The following is a 14,874-nucleotide window of genomic DNA, read 5'->3' on the forward strand; positions in this document are numbered from 1 at the left end:
GAGGGAGGAAGGCGCATGCCGCCGATCGGGATGGCGCTCGTGGGCGCCGGGTACTTCGGCCCGCACCTGCTGCGCAATGCGCAGCAGGTGCCCGAGCTCCGGGTGAGGGCCGTCTGCGACCTGGACGCGGACCGGGCCCGTGCGGTCGTCGGACCCTACTCCACGATCGAGGTGACCGACTCCTTCAGCCGCATCCTGGACGACCCGGAGATCGAGGCGGTCGCCATCGCGACCCCGGCGGCGACCCACTTCGACCTGGCCCGCGCCGCCCTGGAGGCGGGCAAGCACGTCCTGGTGGAGAAGCCCATCACCGCGTCGCTGGCCGAGGGGGAGAAGCTCGTCGAGCTGGCCGAGGAGTCGGGGCGGGTGCTCATGTGCGACCACACGCTCTGCTACACCCCGGTGGTCCAGCGGATCAGGGAGCTGGTCCACGGCGGCGAGATCGGCGAGGTGCTCTTCGTCGACGCGGTCCGGATCAACCTCGGCCTGGTCCAGCCGGACGTCGACGTGATCTGGGACCTGGCCCCGCACGACCTGTCGGTGTTCGACTTCGTGCTGCCGCCGGGCGTGCGGCCGGTGGCGGTGGCCGCGCACGGCGCCGACCCGATCGGTGCCGAGCGGGCGTGCGTGGCCTACCTGTCGGTGTGGCTGTCCAACGGGGCGATCGCCCACGTGCACCTGAACTGGCTGAGCCCCACCAAGATCCGCACGACGGTCATCGGCGGCTCCCGCCGTACGATCATCTGGGACGACGTGACCCCCGGCCGTCGGCTGGCCGTCTACGACAGGGGCGTCGACCGCATCCCCGCCGCGGACCTCGACGAGGGCGAGCGCACCCGCGCCCGGGTCGCCTATCGGGTCGGTGACATTCACATCCCCGCGCTGCCCGAGACGGAGGCGCTGCGTGGTGTCATGGCGGAGTTCGCCGCCGCGATAGGGAGCGGCCGTCCGGCACTGACGGACGGCTGGGCCGGACTGCGCGTGCTCCAGTTGCTCACCGCCGCCGACGAGAGCCTGCGCTCCGGCGGCGCGATCGTCCGGATCGAAGGACACCTCGAAGGACACCGCGAAGGAAGGAAAGCATGATCAAGGACAGCCGCTGCCTCGTCACCGGAGGAGCCGGCCTGATCGGTTCGACGATCGTGGACCAGCTCGTCGAGGCGGGTGCGGGCGAGATCGTCGTGCTGGACAACATGGTCGGCGGCCAGCTCGGCAATCTGAGCGGCGCCCTGGAGAGCGGGCGCGTCCGCCTGGTCGAGGGGGACATCCGCGACCGCGACACCGTCCGCGAGGTGATGCGGGACGTCGACGTCCTGTTCCACCAGGCGGCCATCCGCATCGTGCAGTGCGCCCAGGAGCCCCGGCTCGCCCACGACGTGCTGGTCAACGGCACCTACGAGGTGGTCGAGGCCGCGGCCGACGCGGGCGTCAGGAAGATCGTGGCCGCGTCGAGCGCGTCGGTGTACGGCCTGGCGGAGGTGTTCCCCACGCGTGAGGACCACCACCCCTACGACAACGACACGATCTACGGCGCCTCCAAGACCTACAACGAGCTGCTGCTGCGCAGCTACCGGGCGATGCGCGGGATCGACTACGTGGCGCTGCGCTACTTCAACGTGTACGGGCCGCGCATGGACACGCGCGGCGTCTACACGGCCGTGTTCGTCAAGTGGATGGACCGCATCCGGCAGGGGCTGCCTCCGGTGATCTTCGGAGACGGCTCGCAGACCATGGACTTCGTCTACACCTCCGACATCGCCCGGGCCAACCTGCTGGCGGCCGGGAGCGACGTCGAGGAGGGGGTCTTCAACGTCGCCAGCGGCGTCGAGACCAGCCTCAGGGAGCTCGCGGAGACGTTGTTGCGGGTCATGGACGCCGAGCACCTCGGCATCGAGTACGGTCCCGAGCGTCCCGTCAACGGGGTCACCCGGCGGCTGGCCGACGTCACCGCGGCGGCCGAGCGGATCGGTTTCAAGGCGGAGATCTCGCTGGAGGACGGCCTGCGGCAGGTCGTGAAGTGGTGGGGGACCGCGTGATCCCCGTCATGCGCCCCTGGCTGGGCGAGGAGGAGGCCCGGGCGGCGTCCGAGGCCGTACTGTCGGGGTGGGTCGCTCAGGGACCGAGGGTCGCCGAGTTCGAGGCGGCGTTCGCCGGTGCGGTCGGCGTTCCGCACGCGATCGCGGTGTCGTCGTGCACCACCGGCCTGCACCTGTGCCTGATCGGCGCGGGCGTCGGGCCGGGCGACGAGGTCGTCGTGCCGTCCCTGTCGTTCATCGCCACGACCAACGCGGTGATGTACGCCGGGGCCGTCCCGGTCTTCGCCGACGTGGACGCGGCGACGCTCAACCTGACGCCCGAGACGGTCGAGGCCGCCGTCACCCCGCGCACGAAGGCGGTCATCCTCGTCGACCAGTGCGGGATCCCCGCCGACCTCGACGCGGTCAGGGCGGTGTGCGAACCGCGCGGCATCACGGTGATCGAGGACGCCGCGTGCGCGGCCGGGGTCACCTACAAGGGCCGGCCCGCCGCGATGGCGGCCGAGCTCGCGGCGTTCTCCTTCCATCCCCGCAAGGTGCTGACCACCGGCGAGGGCGGCATGGTGACGGCGCACGACGCCGGGGTCGCCGCGCGCCTGAAGCGGTTGCGCGAGCACGCGATGAGCGTGAGCGCGGCCGATCGGCACGCCTCGTCCACGGTCACGCTGGAAGGCTACGACGAGGTCGGCTACAACTACCGCATGACCGACATCCAGGCCGCGATCGGCCTGGTGCAGCTGCGCAAGCTGCCGGAGATGGTGGCCCGCCGCCGGGAGCTGGCCGAGCGCTACCAGAAGGCGCTGTCCGGCATCCCCGGCCTCGTCACCGCCACCGACCCCTCCTACGGCACCACGAACTACCAGTCGTTCTGGGTGACGCTCCCCGAGGACCACCCGATCTCGCGGGACGACCTGCTGGTCCGGCTGGCCGAGCGGGGCGTCTCCGCGCGGCGCGCGCTGATGGCGGCCCACCTCCAGCCCGCCTACGCCCACATCGGCGCGTCGCTGCCCGTCACCGAGCGGCTCACCCGCGACTCGGTGACCCTCCCGCTGTACCACGAGATGACCGAGGAGGAGCAGGACCGGGTCGTCGAGGTGCTGTACGACAAATGATCGAAGCCGCGGTGAGGCGTGTGCTGGCGGCGCGCGAACGCCGGTCCCGCCGTCTTCCGCCGTTGCGCGTCGGCCCGGCCGGCGGCCGGGGGAGGGTCTACTTCCTGTGCCCGGACCACGCCGCGCCGAGCGGCGGGATACGCACGATCTACCGCCATGTCGACGTGCTCAGCGCCGCGGGGCTGCCCGCGGCGGTGCTGCACCGCCGGCCGGGCTTCTCGTGCCGCTGGTTCGAGCACCGGACCCCGATCGCCTACGCCCGGCGGGTACGGCTCTCGCCCGCCGACGTGCTCGTGGTCCCGGAGATCTACGGCCCCGGCCTGCACGCCCTGCCGCGCGGTCCCAAGGTGGTCGTGTTCAACCAGAACGCCTACCTGACGTTCGCCGGGATGCCTCCCGGGCGCTCGCCGTACGAGGGCGTCCCGGGGCTGCGGGGGCTGCTGGCGGTCTCCGGCGACAACGCGGACTACCTCCGCTTCGCCTTCCCCGGCATCCCGGTGACGGTGGTCCCCCCCGCCGTCGACCCGGAGGTGTTCCATCCGGGCGGGGACGGCGTGCCCGGGCGGCGCATCGCCTTCATGCCCCGCAAGCGGCGCGAGGACGCCGAGCAGGTCTTCGCGATGCTCGCCGCCCGGGGAGTCCTGGAGGGCTGGGAGACGGTGGCCATCGGAGGCCGCTCCGAGACCGAGACCGCCGCCCTCCTGCGGACCTGCCCGCTGTTCCTGGCGCTGGGCAGGCGCGAGGGCTTCGGGCTGCCACCGGCCGAGGCCATGCTCTCGGGCTGCTACGTCGTGGGGTTCACCGGCCTGGCGGGACGGGAGGTCATGCTGCCCGAGTTCTCCCTCCCGGTCGAGGAGGACGACGTGCGCGCGCTGGCCGTCGCCCTGGCGGACGCGATGGGCCGCTACGAGAAGGACCCCGATTCGGTCCGGGCCCTGGGCGGGCTCGCCGCCGGGCACGTCCGCCGTACCTACACCCCCGAGCGCCAGCGCCACGACCTGCTGGCCTTCTTCTCCCCGCTGCTGGAACAGGAGTAGCCGCCTTGCGTCTCCTCGTCGGTCTGCACCACCTCGAACTGGGTGGCAGCCAGCTCAACGCGCTCGACCTCGCGCTGCGCATGCGCGACCGGGGCCACCACGTGGCCCTGCTGGGCACCCACACGGGACGGCCGGGCCCGATGGCGGACCTGGCCCGCGAACGGGGACTGGAGATCACTCTCGTCCGGCATCCGCGGGAGCGCACCCGGCCCGTGGCGCCCTACCGGGCCGCGGTGGCCGCGGAGCTGACCCGCCTGGTGCGCGAGCAGCGCTTCGACCTGGTGCACACCTACGAATACCCGCTGGCGCTGGACGCGGTCTACGGCCCGCACGCCCGCCTCGGCACCCCCCTGGTGAGCACCGTCTACACGATGCGGCTGCCCCGCTGGCTGCCCAGGAACATCACCCTGGTCGCGGCCTACGAGGAGATCGCCGCCGCGGCCCGTGCCTGCGGGCAGAACTGCCTGCTCATCGAGCCTCCGGTGGACACCGACGCCGACAGCCCGCAGGCGGTCGACGGCGCGGCCTACCGGGCCGGGCTGGGCATCTCCCCCGAGGAGATCGTCGTGGGCATCGTCACCCGGCTGGAGCCGGAGATGAAGGCCGAAGGGGTCGTCCGGGCCATGGAGGCGGTGCGGCGCCTGGACCCGGAGATCCCGCTGCGGCTGCTGGTCGTCGGCACCGGTCCGTCCTACGACGAGCTGGCCGCACGCGGCGCCGAGGTCAACGAGGCACTCGGCAGGCAGGCGGTCCTGGTGCCCGGCGCGCTGGGCGATCCGCGCCCGGCCTACGCCGCCTCCGACATCTCGGTCGGCATGGGGGGCTCGGCCGTGCGGGGGATGAGCTTCGCCAGGCCGCTCATCGTGATCGGGACCAGGGGCTTCTCCAGGACCTTCCGTCCGGACACGGCGGACCACTTCCTGCATGTCGGCTACTACGGCGTCGGCGAGGGGATCGAGGACCCCGACCCGCTGGCCGGCCAGATCCGGGAACTGGCCCTCGACGCCGGGCTCCGGAGCGAGCTGGGGTCGTGGTCCCGGCGGCTCGTCGTCGACCGCTACAGCCTCGACGCCGCGGCGAACAGGCTGGAGCACATTTACCTGGAGGCCCGGACCGGGCAGCGCAGACGCGGTTCCGAGCTGGCCCGCACGGCGGTCTACCGGGCGGTGGCCGACATGGTGCCCGACGGCGCCAAGACCGGCCTGCGCCCGATGGCCCGGCGCGTGCTGGGGCAGCGGGCATGACGGCTCTCGGGGGCCGGGCCGGCCGAGCCCTCGGCTGGAGCTTCCTGAACACCGTCGTCGCCCGGCTGGGCACCCTCGCCATCGGCATCGCTCTGGCCCGCATCCTCGGGCCCGAGGAGTTCGGCGTGTTCGCCGTGGCGATGGTGGCGCTCCTGGCCATGCTCAGCTTCAACGAGCTGGGCGTCAGCCTGGCGATCGTGCGCTGGCCCGGTGATCCGAGGGAGATCGCCCCCACGGTGATGACCCTCGCCACGCTGTCCAGCTGCGTGGTCTACGCCGGGTGCTATCTGGGCGCGCCCGCCTTCACCGCGGCGATGAGGGCTCCCGAGGCCACCGACGAGGTCCGCCTGCTGGCCCTCAACGTGATCATCGCGGGTCTGGTCATCACGCCGGTGGCCCTGCTCCAGCGGGAGTTCCGCCAGGACCGCAAGATGCTCGCCGACCAGGTCAACAACTGGCTCGGCGCCTTCGTCTCGATCGGCCTGGCGCTGCTGGACTGGGGGGCGATGAGCCTGGCCGTGGGGCGGCTGGCCGGTTCCGTGGCCTCGGGGATCCTGTTCCTCGTCTTCGCGCCGGTGCGTTTCGGCTTCGACCCCGGCAGGGCCCGCGCGCTGCTCGGCTTCGGCCTGCCGCTGGCGGGCTCCAGCATCGTCTTCTTCGCCGTGTCCTACGTCGACCAGCTGGTCATCGGCAGCCTGCTCGGCCCGGTCGCGCTCGGCTCCTACAGCCTGGCCATCAACCTGGCCAACTGGCCGCACGGCATGTTCTCCCAGCCGGCCCGGCAGGTGGCTCCCGCGGTCTGGGCGCGGCTGCAGGGGGAGCCGGTCGTCATGCGCCGCACCTTCCTGACCCACATCGGGCTGCTCGCCGCGGTGACCTTCCCGGTCTGCGTGCTGCTGACCGGTACGGCCGAGTCCCTCATCCGGTTCGTCTACGGCCCGGAGTGGCTGGCGGCGGCCGACGCGCTGGTCTGGCTCGGCGCGCTGGTGGCGATGCGCATCCTCTTCGACCTGATCTACGACTACTTCATCACGATCGGCTCCACCCGGGTGCTGTTCGCCATCCAGGTGACCTGGCTCGTCACGCTGGTCCCGGCCGTCTACTTCGGCGTGAGCCGGGCCGGGATCTTCGGGGCCGGCGGCGCCCTCGTGGGGGTGGCCGCGCTGGTCATCCTGCCCCTCTACGTCACGCAGCTGCGGCGCACGGGCGTCGCGGCGGGCGCTCTGGCAGGAAAGCTCGCCGTACCGCTCCTGGTGGCCGTGACGGTCGGTCTGGCGTGCGTGCTGGTGCGCCAGGTGATAACGCCTGATTTCCCCGCGCTGGTGGTCTGCGGGCTGATCGCCGTGGCGGCGGTCGGACTGCTGGGCCTGGGCATGCGCGAGACCATTCGCGGACTACGAAGCATGGAGGCCACAGGGTGATCAACGTTTCGAGCGTCTCCCTCCCGCCCGAGACCGAGGAACTGGTGCTGGAGGTGCTCCGCTCCGGGATGATCGCTCAGGGGCCCCGGGTGGCGGAACTGGAGGAGGCGTTCGCCGCCGTGTGCGGCGTGCCCCACGCGGTCGCGGTGAACAACGGGACCACCGCGCTGGTCGCCGCGTTGCAGGCGCTCGACCTGCGGCCGGGCGACGAGGTGGTCACCACCCCGTTCAGTTTCGTCGCGACCCTGAACGCGATCCTGGAGGCGGGCGCGACGGTCCGCTTCGCCGACGTCCTCGACGACTTCACCATCGACCCGGCCGCGGTCGGGGCGCTGGTCGGCGAACGCACCCGGGCGATCATCCCGGTGCACCTGTACGGCCTGCCGGCCGACATGGCCGCGCTGGAGGCCCTGGCCCTGCCGGCGGGGGTCGCGCTCGTCGAGGACGCGGCCCAAGCCGTCGGCGCCCGGTTCGGCGGCCGGCCGGTGGGCTCGTTCGGTCTCGGCTGCTTCTCCCTCTACGCCACCAAGAACGTCACCAGCGGCGAGGGCGGGATGGTGACCACGGCCGACGACGGTCTCGCCGACCGCCTCCGCCTCCTCCGCAACCAGGGCATGCGCCGCCGCTACGCGTACGAGATCCCGGGCCACAACTACCGGATGACCGATCTCCAGGCGGCCGTGGCCCTCCCCCAGATGGCACGGCTCAAGGAGATCAACGACCGGCGGGCCGGGAACGCCCGCGAGCTCACCGCGGGCCTGGAGGGGATCGCCGGGCTCGTGCTGCCCGCCGAGGTGGAGGGGCGCTCCCACGTGTGGCACCAGTACACCGTGCGGGTGACGCCGGACGCCCGGCTGACCCGTGACGAGCTCGCGGCACGGCTCGCCGAGGCGGGCGTCGGCACCGGTGTCTACTATCCCCGCCTCATGCACGACTATCCCTGTTACCAGGGCCACCCGCTGATCCGGGCCGACGGCGGGACCCCGCGCGCCGCGTCGCTCGTCCACGAGGTGCTGTCGCTGCCGGTCCACCCGGCCCTGTCCGACGCCGACCTCCGGCGCGTCACGGAAGCCGTGCGATCGCTGCTGGGCGAGGACTAGGAGGAGGGATCCGCGCGAGCCGGTGCGGAGGAGTCAGCGCAGGAGCCGCCACAGCGCGCCGCAGCACCCCAGGATCAGGAAGCTCAGGCCCGCGATCATGGGGAAGGAGAGCGCGTCGAACGTCCCGTAGCTGAACGCGACGACGAGCACCGAGGCGCCGAAGGAGCGGGCCAGGTGGCGCTCGCCGAGGTCCGGAGTGGCCCGGCGGGCGCTTCCGGCGAGGATCCAGCCGGTGACGAAGAGCGCGAAGAACGTCACGGTGCCGACCACCCCCATCTCCACCGCGATCACCAGGTACTGGTTGTCGAAGACCCGGTAGAGCTGGGGCAGGAACGTTCCCATGCCCCGGCCGAACCAGGGCGTCTGGCTGAAGTATGACCAGGCGTCCGAGTAGTCGTCGGTGCGCGCGGTCGTGCTGGAGTCCGTCCCGATCGAGGTGACGAGGTTCCTGAGGGTCCCGATGAGGCCGCGGGCGACGAAGTTCATGACGCCGAGGAAGGCCAGGATGGCGACGTAGACGATGCGCCGCTCCTTCTTGGGCCACGAGGGCATCAGCACCAGCATCGTGATGAGCCCGCCCAGCACCGCCGACCGGGAGACGCTCATCATCATGCCGGTGGCGATGACGACCACCGTGCTCCAGCGCCAGAACACCCGGCCCGCGGGGGCGTATCTCGCCCCGTGCAGGGCCAGGGGGAGCAGGGTCGCCAGGACGACGCCCAGCTCGATGGCGTGCAGGGCGGTCGAGGTGGGCCGGAAGAACTCGTCGCGGGCGCCGACCGACACGTAGCCGCCGTTGAGCGTCAGCCCGGGGATGGACACGTACTGGACGATGTCCACGCCGGTGAAGAACTGCAGGATCCCGATGCCCGCCACCGCGGTGCCCGCGTTCACGATGCGCTGGCGCAGCGTGTCGAGGTCGTCGAGATGGGCGATGCTGTCCGCGGTGATGAGGGCGATGCCCAGCCACGCGCAGGTGTTGATGAGGGCGATGTCGGCGCTGTTGAGCTCCGCGCCGGACATCTGGCGGGTCATCGAGGAGGCGTAGCTCGCCAGCACCGAGACGAGGAGGACTCCGAGGGCGGCCCGCAGCGGCTGCTTCTGGTGGATGACCGTGGACTGCGGGCTGAGCCAGGCGATGACGTACCAGCAGAACAGGCCGATGCCGATGACGCCCGCGATGGTGCCGGCACTGCCCAGCGGTCCGACGATGAGCCGCGAGGGCACGAGGAGCAGGGCCATGGAGTAGAACGTCAGCAGGACGAGGGCGGGCGTCCTCGCCAGATCGGCCCTGGGGGGTGGTTCCGCGATGAGCGCACGCCGGGAGAACCGGTCGGTGAGGCTCATCCCGGGTTACCTGCGTCCGTCACCGTTGACCGGGGAAGCCTCGTCGTTCTTCTCCTTGAGCCACGGCAGCGCGAACGTCACCGTCGCGGAGGCGTCGTCGTCGCTGTCGTCCTCCGGTCTCCCGGAGTCCTCCTGCTCCGGCTTCCCGGTGTCCTCCCGCGTTCTCCTCTCACCGGCGACCTTCGTGCCGCCGGTTTCGGTGACGACGACGACCTCCTCGGCTCTGGCCGGTTCCTCCCGCGCCCTGGCCGGCTCGCGCGCCGGGACCGGGGCATCCCGCCAGAGGAACAGGTCGGCGTCGGGGTCGGGCGGAGCGGCGGCGGCCTTGGCCCGGCGGGCGGCGGTCCTGCGCCGCTCCGCCGACGCCTCCAGAGCGGCCGGTACGGCGAGGCAGAGCACCAGCCCGAACGCGGCCACCACGGCCACGATGCGGATCTTCTGCGTCGGCTTCAGCTCGGGCTCGGTGGTGACCATGATGGAGTTGGTGCGCACCCGGGTGCTCGACGGCAGGTTGCTCTGCAACGCGTCGACCTGCTTGGGGACGGCTGCGAGCAGGGCCGTGAGGGTGGCCTGCGCGGCCCGCGGGTCGGACGCCTCGGTCACCACGTCGAGCAGGGGGCCCACGCTGTCGGGGGCCAGTGCCACCTTGTAGATGGCGGTGAGGCCCGCCTCCTTCATGAGCGTGCCCTGGCGCTCGCTCATCAGGGAGCGGCTGACGATCTCGGCCGTGACCTTCAGGGAGGAGTCGAAGTAGAGATAGGGGTTGCCCCCGGCCTCCTTGGACAGCTGCTGGGAGGACAGGAAAACGACGTTCGCCCTGGCTTCGTAGGTCCAGGGGAGGAGGAACATCGTGGTGGTGACGGAGGCGACGGTGACGAGCAGGAGGGCGAGGGCCAGTATCCAACGTCGGCGTACGGCCCGGATCACGCCGAGAAGATCCATTACACCCCTTTGCCCCTATGACCGTCATCGGTCTATAACCAACGAATAGCATAGACGCCGTTGGTGCCCAAGGTTAGGCATGCACCAGGGACGCTGGGTAAACGGCGAGAAATCTGTGCTTGTCCTGAATGTCAGCCGAGAGGACTTTTTCATCCCGTATGACGCTTCTCGAGATCGCTCGGTTGCTTTGGCGGCACAAGCTCATCGTCTTTCTGATTCTGGTTGTCAGCGCGGGGGCGGGTGCCCGTGTCATGACAGAGGATCCGGTTTATGAGAGCACCGCCGGTGTTTGGTACGTCGCTCCGAGTAGCGATTTCCCGCAGAGCCCTTTCGAGAACTTCAGCCCCAGCCTCATCGTCATGGGCGAGCTGTCGGTCACGGTGCTGAACGGGCCGCACGGGCACCGGCTGGTCCGCGAGCACGGGGGCACCGCCGACTTCGAGGCCGAGCTGGTCAACCACGGCAACCTGGAGACCCCCTACCATGATCAGCCCTACGTCACGCTGACCGTGTCCTCCCGCGACCCGGTCGAGGTGAACGACACGATGCGCGCGCTGGTGAACGTGCTCCACATCGAACTGGAGGAACGGCAGGCGAAACTGGGGGCACGTGAGAAGTGGATGGTGACCGCGGAGGTCCTGACGCGCAGCGTGAACCCCACGTCCCTGGAGGGGCGGCGGTCCCGTTCCCTGGGAGCGCTGGCCCTGCTGAGCCTGGTGAGTGCGCTGGGAGCGGCGCTGTGGGCCGAGCGCAGGCGCACGGGGGGCCCGCTCGGGGCGCCCGCCCTGCTCGGCGGCCGTCCGTAGCCGTGGGCTTTCACCGGCAACCGGTTGACGTTGGACCGATCCCAGTGGAGGCTGACCCCGTGTCTCCAAAGGATGGCGCCGGGCAGGCGGAGGGCCGCATCCGCCTCGCCTACCTCGACGGCATCCGGGCGATCGCCGCGATCTACGTCGCGGTCCATCACATGTGGCTCGGGGCGTGGCAGGAGTACCCCGCCAACGCCGGTCCCTGGTGGGTCGGCTGGCTGGCGTACGGCCATCTCGCCGTCGCCGTCTTCATCGTGCTCTCGGGGTTCTCGCTCGCGATCGAGCCCGTCCGTCGCGAGGGCCACCTGGTGGGAGGCGCGCGGAGGTTCTTCCGCCGCAGGGCGTGGCGGATCCTCCCGACGTACTGGGCGGCGCTGGCGCTGTCCTGCCTGCTCCTGCTGGTACGGGACCAGCAGATCCTGGGCGCCGACGGCACGGTGGTCGGAGAGCAGCCCGTCACCGCCAAGGGCGTGGTCGTGCACGCCCTCCTGCTGCAGGACGTGATCGGCAGCGAGACGCCCAACGGGGCGTTCTGGTCGATCGCCATCGAGTGGCAGATCTACTTCCTGTTCCCGCTGCTGCTCTGGTGGGCCCGGCGCTTCGGCGCGGCCGGGCTGGCCGTGACCGTGACGCTCACCGTGGTGGGCAGCCAGTACCTCTCGCTGGCGATCCCCCTGTTCGCGCCCCTCCAGAACCTGGTGCCGCAGTTCCTCGCCCTCTTCGTGTTCGGCATGGTGGGCGCCGAGGCGCTGCGGCGGACCCCGTCGATCCGCGCCTCCCGCGCCATGCTGTCCGCCGCGGCCGCGGGAGCGGCGCTCTTCGTCGCCTGGGCCTGGTCCGCCGGATCCGCGGCGGTCGTCGAGCACTACTTCTGGATCGACCTGGGGGTCGGGGTGCTCTCGGTTTTCCTCCTGGCCGGCCTGGCGCATTCCCGGCCCAACCGGTTCCGTTCCTTCCTGCAGGTGGGCTTCCTGCGCTGGACGGGGCGTTTCTCCTACAGCATCTATCTGGTGCACGCGCCGATCCTCGGCGTCGTCTGGCATTTCGTCGTCGCCCCTCTGCGCCTGCCGCCGGTCGCCGCCTTCCTGACGATTCTCGTCCTCGGGACTCCTGGGATAATTCTCGGCTCATGGCTTTTCGCGCGCGTTTTCGAGGAGCCTTTTCTGCGCCACCGGAGCCTTTCCGCGCTCCGGGACGCGTTTGCCGCCCGGTTCCGCGGCGGCGCGGTTCCGGGCCGAGGCCGGTCCGCCGACGTCGTTCCCCTGCGGAAAGACGTGCTGGCGGCGCCGGAGGACTGAGCCGGCACCCCGGCTGCGGGAGAAAAGTGATCAGGAAGAAATGGGGGGAGAATGTCCCGACGTGCTCTCGCACGCAGAGAGACGGTGACGGTCGTGGCTGTCATGACCGTCTGCGCGCTCCTGACGGGTTGTCAGAGCGACACTCCGCCGGTGGGGAAGGACCAGGGGCCCCCGACCCCCGGCCCGATTCCTCCCACGCACCTCAAGGGAGGCTGGCCCGGACCGGACAACACGGGCGTCCCCGACGGGATCAGGCTCCGTTCCACCAAGGCCATGAAGGTGACGGTGCCAGGCGCGGTCATCGACGGCGTCGAGGTGTTCGGGGACATCGACATCTCGGCGGACGACGTGACGATCCGCAATGTCCGGGTGCACGCGCCGCCCGGCGAATGGGGGATCATCCAGCGGTCCGGATACAGCGGGCTCACCATCGAGGACAGCGAGGTCTTCGGCAACGGCAAGGACCGCACCCAGATCGGGATCCTCAACCAGGGGGTCATGCTGACCGTCCGCCGGACGGACGTCCACACCATCACCGACGGTGTGGTGACCAACCAGGGACTGGTCGAGGACTCCTACATCCACGACCCCGAGTTCTTCGAGGGCGACCACTCCGACCTGATCGCGGCGACGGGGGGCCCGGCCGAGGGGAAGGATCTCGTGATCCGCCGTAACACGATCATCAACTCCCTGGGGCAGACCGGCGCCATCGGGCTCTTCCAGGACTTCGGGGTGGTCCACGACGTGCTGATCGAGAACAATCTGATCGCGGGCGGCGGTTACTCGATCTATGCCGGCGGCGGCAAGATGGGCAAGACCTACAACATTCGCGTGATCGCGAACATGTTCAGCAGGAGGGTGTGGCCCAAGGGCGGATATCACGGCCCCCTCGCCTACTGGGATCTCGACGGCAAGGGCAACGAGTGGCGCGGCAACGTGTGGGAGGACGGAAAGCCGGTGCCGACGGGCTGATCTTGCGGGTATTAAGTGTGACTTCTGTCCAGAAGTAACTATTTATCCGAATTCCCGATGAGATTCATAGCTTTTTATGAGAAATAAGTGACTCGGGAGGTATTCCGTCGTTACCATCTCGCAATGAGCTGCTCCCTTGGGGCGAGCTGTCCACGTACTGGCTGTTCGGAAGGGGCCGTTCGTGCGCAAGAGCCGGAGGGGTGACAGACGGCGGGCACATGCCGTACTGATCGGGGTGTCGGCCGCGACGGTGCTGCTCACCGCATGCGAGCCGGGCGACATCGCGGCGAACGCGCCCCGCGGGGGCGAGCCCGCGGCGGACGGCTCCTCGCCCACGGCGAGCAGGAAGCCCAAGCCCAAACGCACCCGCACGGCGTCGCCCTCACCCCGGGAAACGCGGGAGTCCTCTCCGGGGCCCGGGGTGACCGGCCCGGACGAGCCCGAGCAGACCTCCTCGGCCCCCGAGGCGACGCCCTTCCCCGGCACGGGGAGTCCCGACCCGACCGGTTCCACGCCCGAGGCCTCCTCCTCCCGGTCCGCCACGCCATCGGGAGGGCCGGAGACCTCCGCGTCCCCGACCCCCACCGCGTCGAAGTCCCCGGCCCCTACTCCGTCGAGGTCGTCGAAGTCTCCGACGCCCACCCCGTCGAGGTCGTCGTCCGCGTCCCCGGCCCCCACCGCGTCGAAGTCCCCGACCCCCACCGCGTCGAAGTCGAGCCCTCCGGACCCGTTCCCGCCGGACTCCCCGGCTCCGTCGCCGTCGTCCTCCCCGGTGGACCCCTTCCCCGACCAGACGGGCGGCTGGCCGGGTGAGTCGACCACCGGGGTGGAAGGCGGAGCCGAGCTCAAGCGGAGCAAGTCGCTGACCATCACCAAGGACGGGACCGTCGTCGAGAACCTGGAGGTCCGCGGCGGCATCGACGTCCGCGCGGACGATGTCACCATCCGCAACGTCCGCCTGGTGGGCGCGGGACACTGGGGGATCGCCCAGCAGGAGGGCCGGACCGGGCTGACCGTCGAGGACAGCGAGATCAGCGGCAACGGCACCGACCGGCTGCAGATCGGCATCGTCAACCACGGTCTGGACATCACGGTGCGCAGGGTGGACATCCACACCATCACCGACGGCGTCGTCACGCCCCAGGGGCTGATCGAGGACTCCTACATCCACGACCCCCTGGAGTTCCCCGGCGACCACGTGGACATGGTGTCGGCCCTGTCGGGGCCGTTGAAGGGCAGGCTCGTCGTCCGGAACAACACCATCGTCAACAACGTCGGCCAGACCAGCGCGATCGCGCTCTTCCAGGACTTCGGCGTGATCCGCAACGCGGTCATCGAGGGCAACTTCCTGGCGGGAGGCGGCTACACCCTTTATGCGGGAGCCGGCGGCAAGGGCACCTCGTCGAACGTCCAGATCATCAACAATGTCTTCAGCAAGCAGATCTGGCCGAAGGGCGGCTATTACGGGCCGGTGGCCTACTGGGACAAGAACGGGCCGGGAAACGTGTGGGAAGGAAATGTGTGGGAGAACCACGTCTCCGTTCCCGAGCCGTAAG

General features: G+C 70.6%; 13 protein-coding genes. 11 read left to right on the forward strand and 2 right to left on the reverse strand.

Annotated features, from left to right (window positions below; genetic code table 11):
• The first annotated feature begins 15 nt into the window (after positions 1 to 15).
• From HS041_RS06655 to HS041_RS06685, 7 genes are read left to right on the forward strand one after another with little or no spacing between them, the layout of a single operon-like run.
• A complete protein-coding gene (locus tag HS041_RS06655; protein ID WP_196439604.1) occupies positions 16 to 1,086 on the forward strand; it encodes a Gfo/Idh/MocA family protein in 1,071 nt (356 codons plus the stop codon).
• Positions 1,083 to 2,036, forward strand: a complete 954-nt coding sequence (locus tag HS041_RS06660; RefSeq protein ID WP_196439605.1) for an NAD-dependent epimerase/dehydratase family protein — start codon at positions 1,083 to 1,085, stop codon at positions 2,034 to 2,036. The genes HS041_RS06655 and HS041_RS06660 overlap by 4 nt, the downstream gene beginning before the upstream one ends.
• Entirely contained in the window at positions 2,033 to 3,148 is a 1,116-nt protein-coding gene (locus tag HS041_RS06665) for a DegT/DnrJ/EryC1/StrS family aminotransferase (protein WP_196439606.1), read from the forward strand. The genes HS041_RS06660 and HS041_RS06665 overlap by 4 nt, the downstream gene beginning before the upstream one ends.
• Before the next feature lie 11 nt (positions 3,149 to 3,159).
• Positions 3,160 to 4,185, forward strand: a complete 1,026-nt coding sequence (locus HS041_RS06670; RefSeq protein ID WP_196439607.1) for a glycosyltransferase family 4 protein — start codon at positions 3,160 to 3,162, stop codon at positions 4,183 to 4,185.
• A gap of 5 nt (positions 4,186 to 4,190) precedes the next feature.
• On the forward strand, positions 4,191 to 5,429 hold the full coding sequence (locus HS041_RS06675) for a glycosyltransferase family 4 protein (protein WP_196439608.1): 1,239 nt from the start codon (positions 4,191 to 4,193) through the stop codon (positions 5,427 to 5,429).
• Positions 5,426 to 6,850 carry a lipopolysaccharide biosynthesis protein gene (locus tag HS041_RS06680; protein ID WP_196439609.1) on the forward strand — a complete coding sequence of 475 codons (1,425 nt, stop codon included), beginning with the start codon at positions 5,426 to 5,428 and terminating at the stop codon, positions 6,848 to 6,850. Before HS041_RS06675 ends, HS041_RS06680 begins: the two co-directional genes overlap by 4 nt.
• A complete protein-coding gene (locus tag HS041_RS06685) occupies positions 6,847 to 7,950 on the forward strand; it encodes a DegT/DnrJ/EryC1/StrS family aminotransferase (RefSeq protein WP_196439610.1) in 1,104 nt (367 codons plus the stop codon). The genes HS041_RS06680 and HS041_RS06685 overlap by 4 nt, the downstream gene beginning before the upstream one ends.
• A 33-nt stretch (positions 7,951 to 7,983) precedes the next feature.
• Here HS041_RS06685 and HS041_RS06690 read toward each other — a convergent pair whose 3' ends face one another.
• Positions 7,984 to 9,297 carry an O-antigen ligase family protein gene (locus HS041_RS06690; protein WP_196439611.1) on the reverse strand — a complete coding sequence of 438 codons (1,314 nt, stop codon included), beginning with the start codon at positions 9,295 to 9,297 and terminating at the stop codon, positions 7,984 to 7,986.
• A 6-nt stretch (positions 9,298 to 9,303) separates the two neighbouring features.
• Positions 9,304 to 10,239, reverse strand: coding sequence for a YveK family protein (locus HS041_RS06695; RefSeq protein WP_196439612.1), 936 nt, complete (start codon positions 10,237 to 10,239; stop codon positions 9,304 to 9,306).
• 359 nt (positions 10,240 to 10,598) lie between these two features.
• Here HS041_RS06695 and HS041_RS06700 point away from each other — a divergent pair, with 359 nt between their 5' ends.
• From HS041_RS06700 to HS041_RS06715, 4 genes are all read left to right on the forward strand, one after another.
• Positions 10,599 to 11,045 carry a hypothetical protein gene (locus HS041_RS06700; RefSeq protein ID WP_196439613.1) on the forward strand — a complete coding sequence of 149 codons (447 nt, stop codon included), beginning with the start codon at positions 10,599 to 10,601 and terminating at the stop codon, positions 11,043 to 11,045.
• Positions 11,046 to 11,104: 59 nt separating this feature from the next.
• On the forward strand, positions 11,105 to 12,346 hold the full coding sequence (locus HS041_RS06705) for an acyltransferase family protein (protein WP_307845195.1): 1,242 nt from the start codon (positions 11,105 to 11,107) through the stop codon (positions 12,344 to 12,346).
• A gap of 93 nt (positions 12,347 to 12,439) precedes the next feature.
• Positions 12,440 to 13,318 carry a right-handed parallel beta-helix repeat-containing protein gene (locus HS041_RS06710; RefSeq protein ID WP_196439614.1) on the forward strand — a complete coding sequence of 293 codons (879 nt, stop codon included), beginning with the start codon at positions 12,440 to 12,442 and terminating at the stop codon, positions 13,316 to 13,318.
• A gap of 181 nt (positions 13,319 to 13,499) precedes the next feature.
• On the forward strand, positions 13,500 to 14,873 hold the full coding sequence (locus HS041_RS06715) for a right-handed parallel beta-helix repeat-containing protein (RefSeq protein ID WP_196439615.1): 1,374 nt from the start codon (positions 13,500 to 13,502) through the stop codon (positions 14,871 to 14,873).
• Position 14,874: the final 1 nt, after the last annotated feature.

Source organism: Planomonospora sp. ID67723 (assembly GCF_015711605.1).
Classification (GTDB): domain Bacteria; phylum Actinomycetota; class Actinomycetes; order Streptosporangiales; family Streptosporangiaceae; genus Planomonospora_A.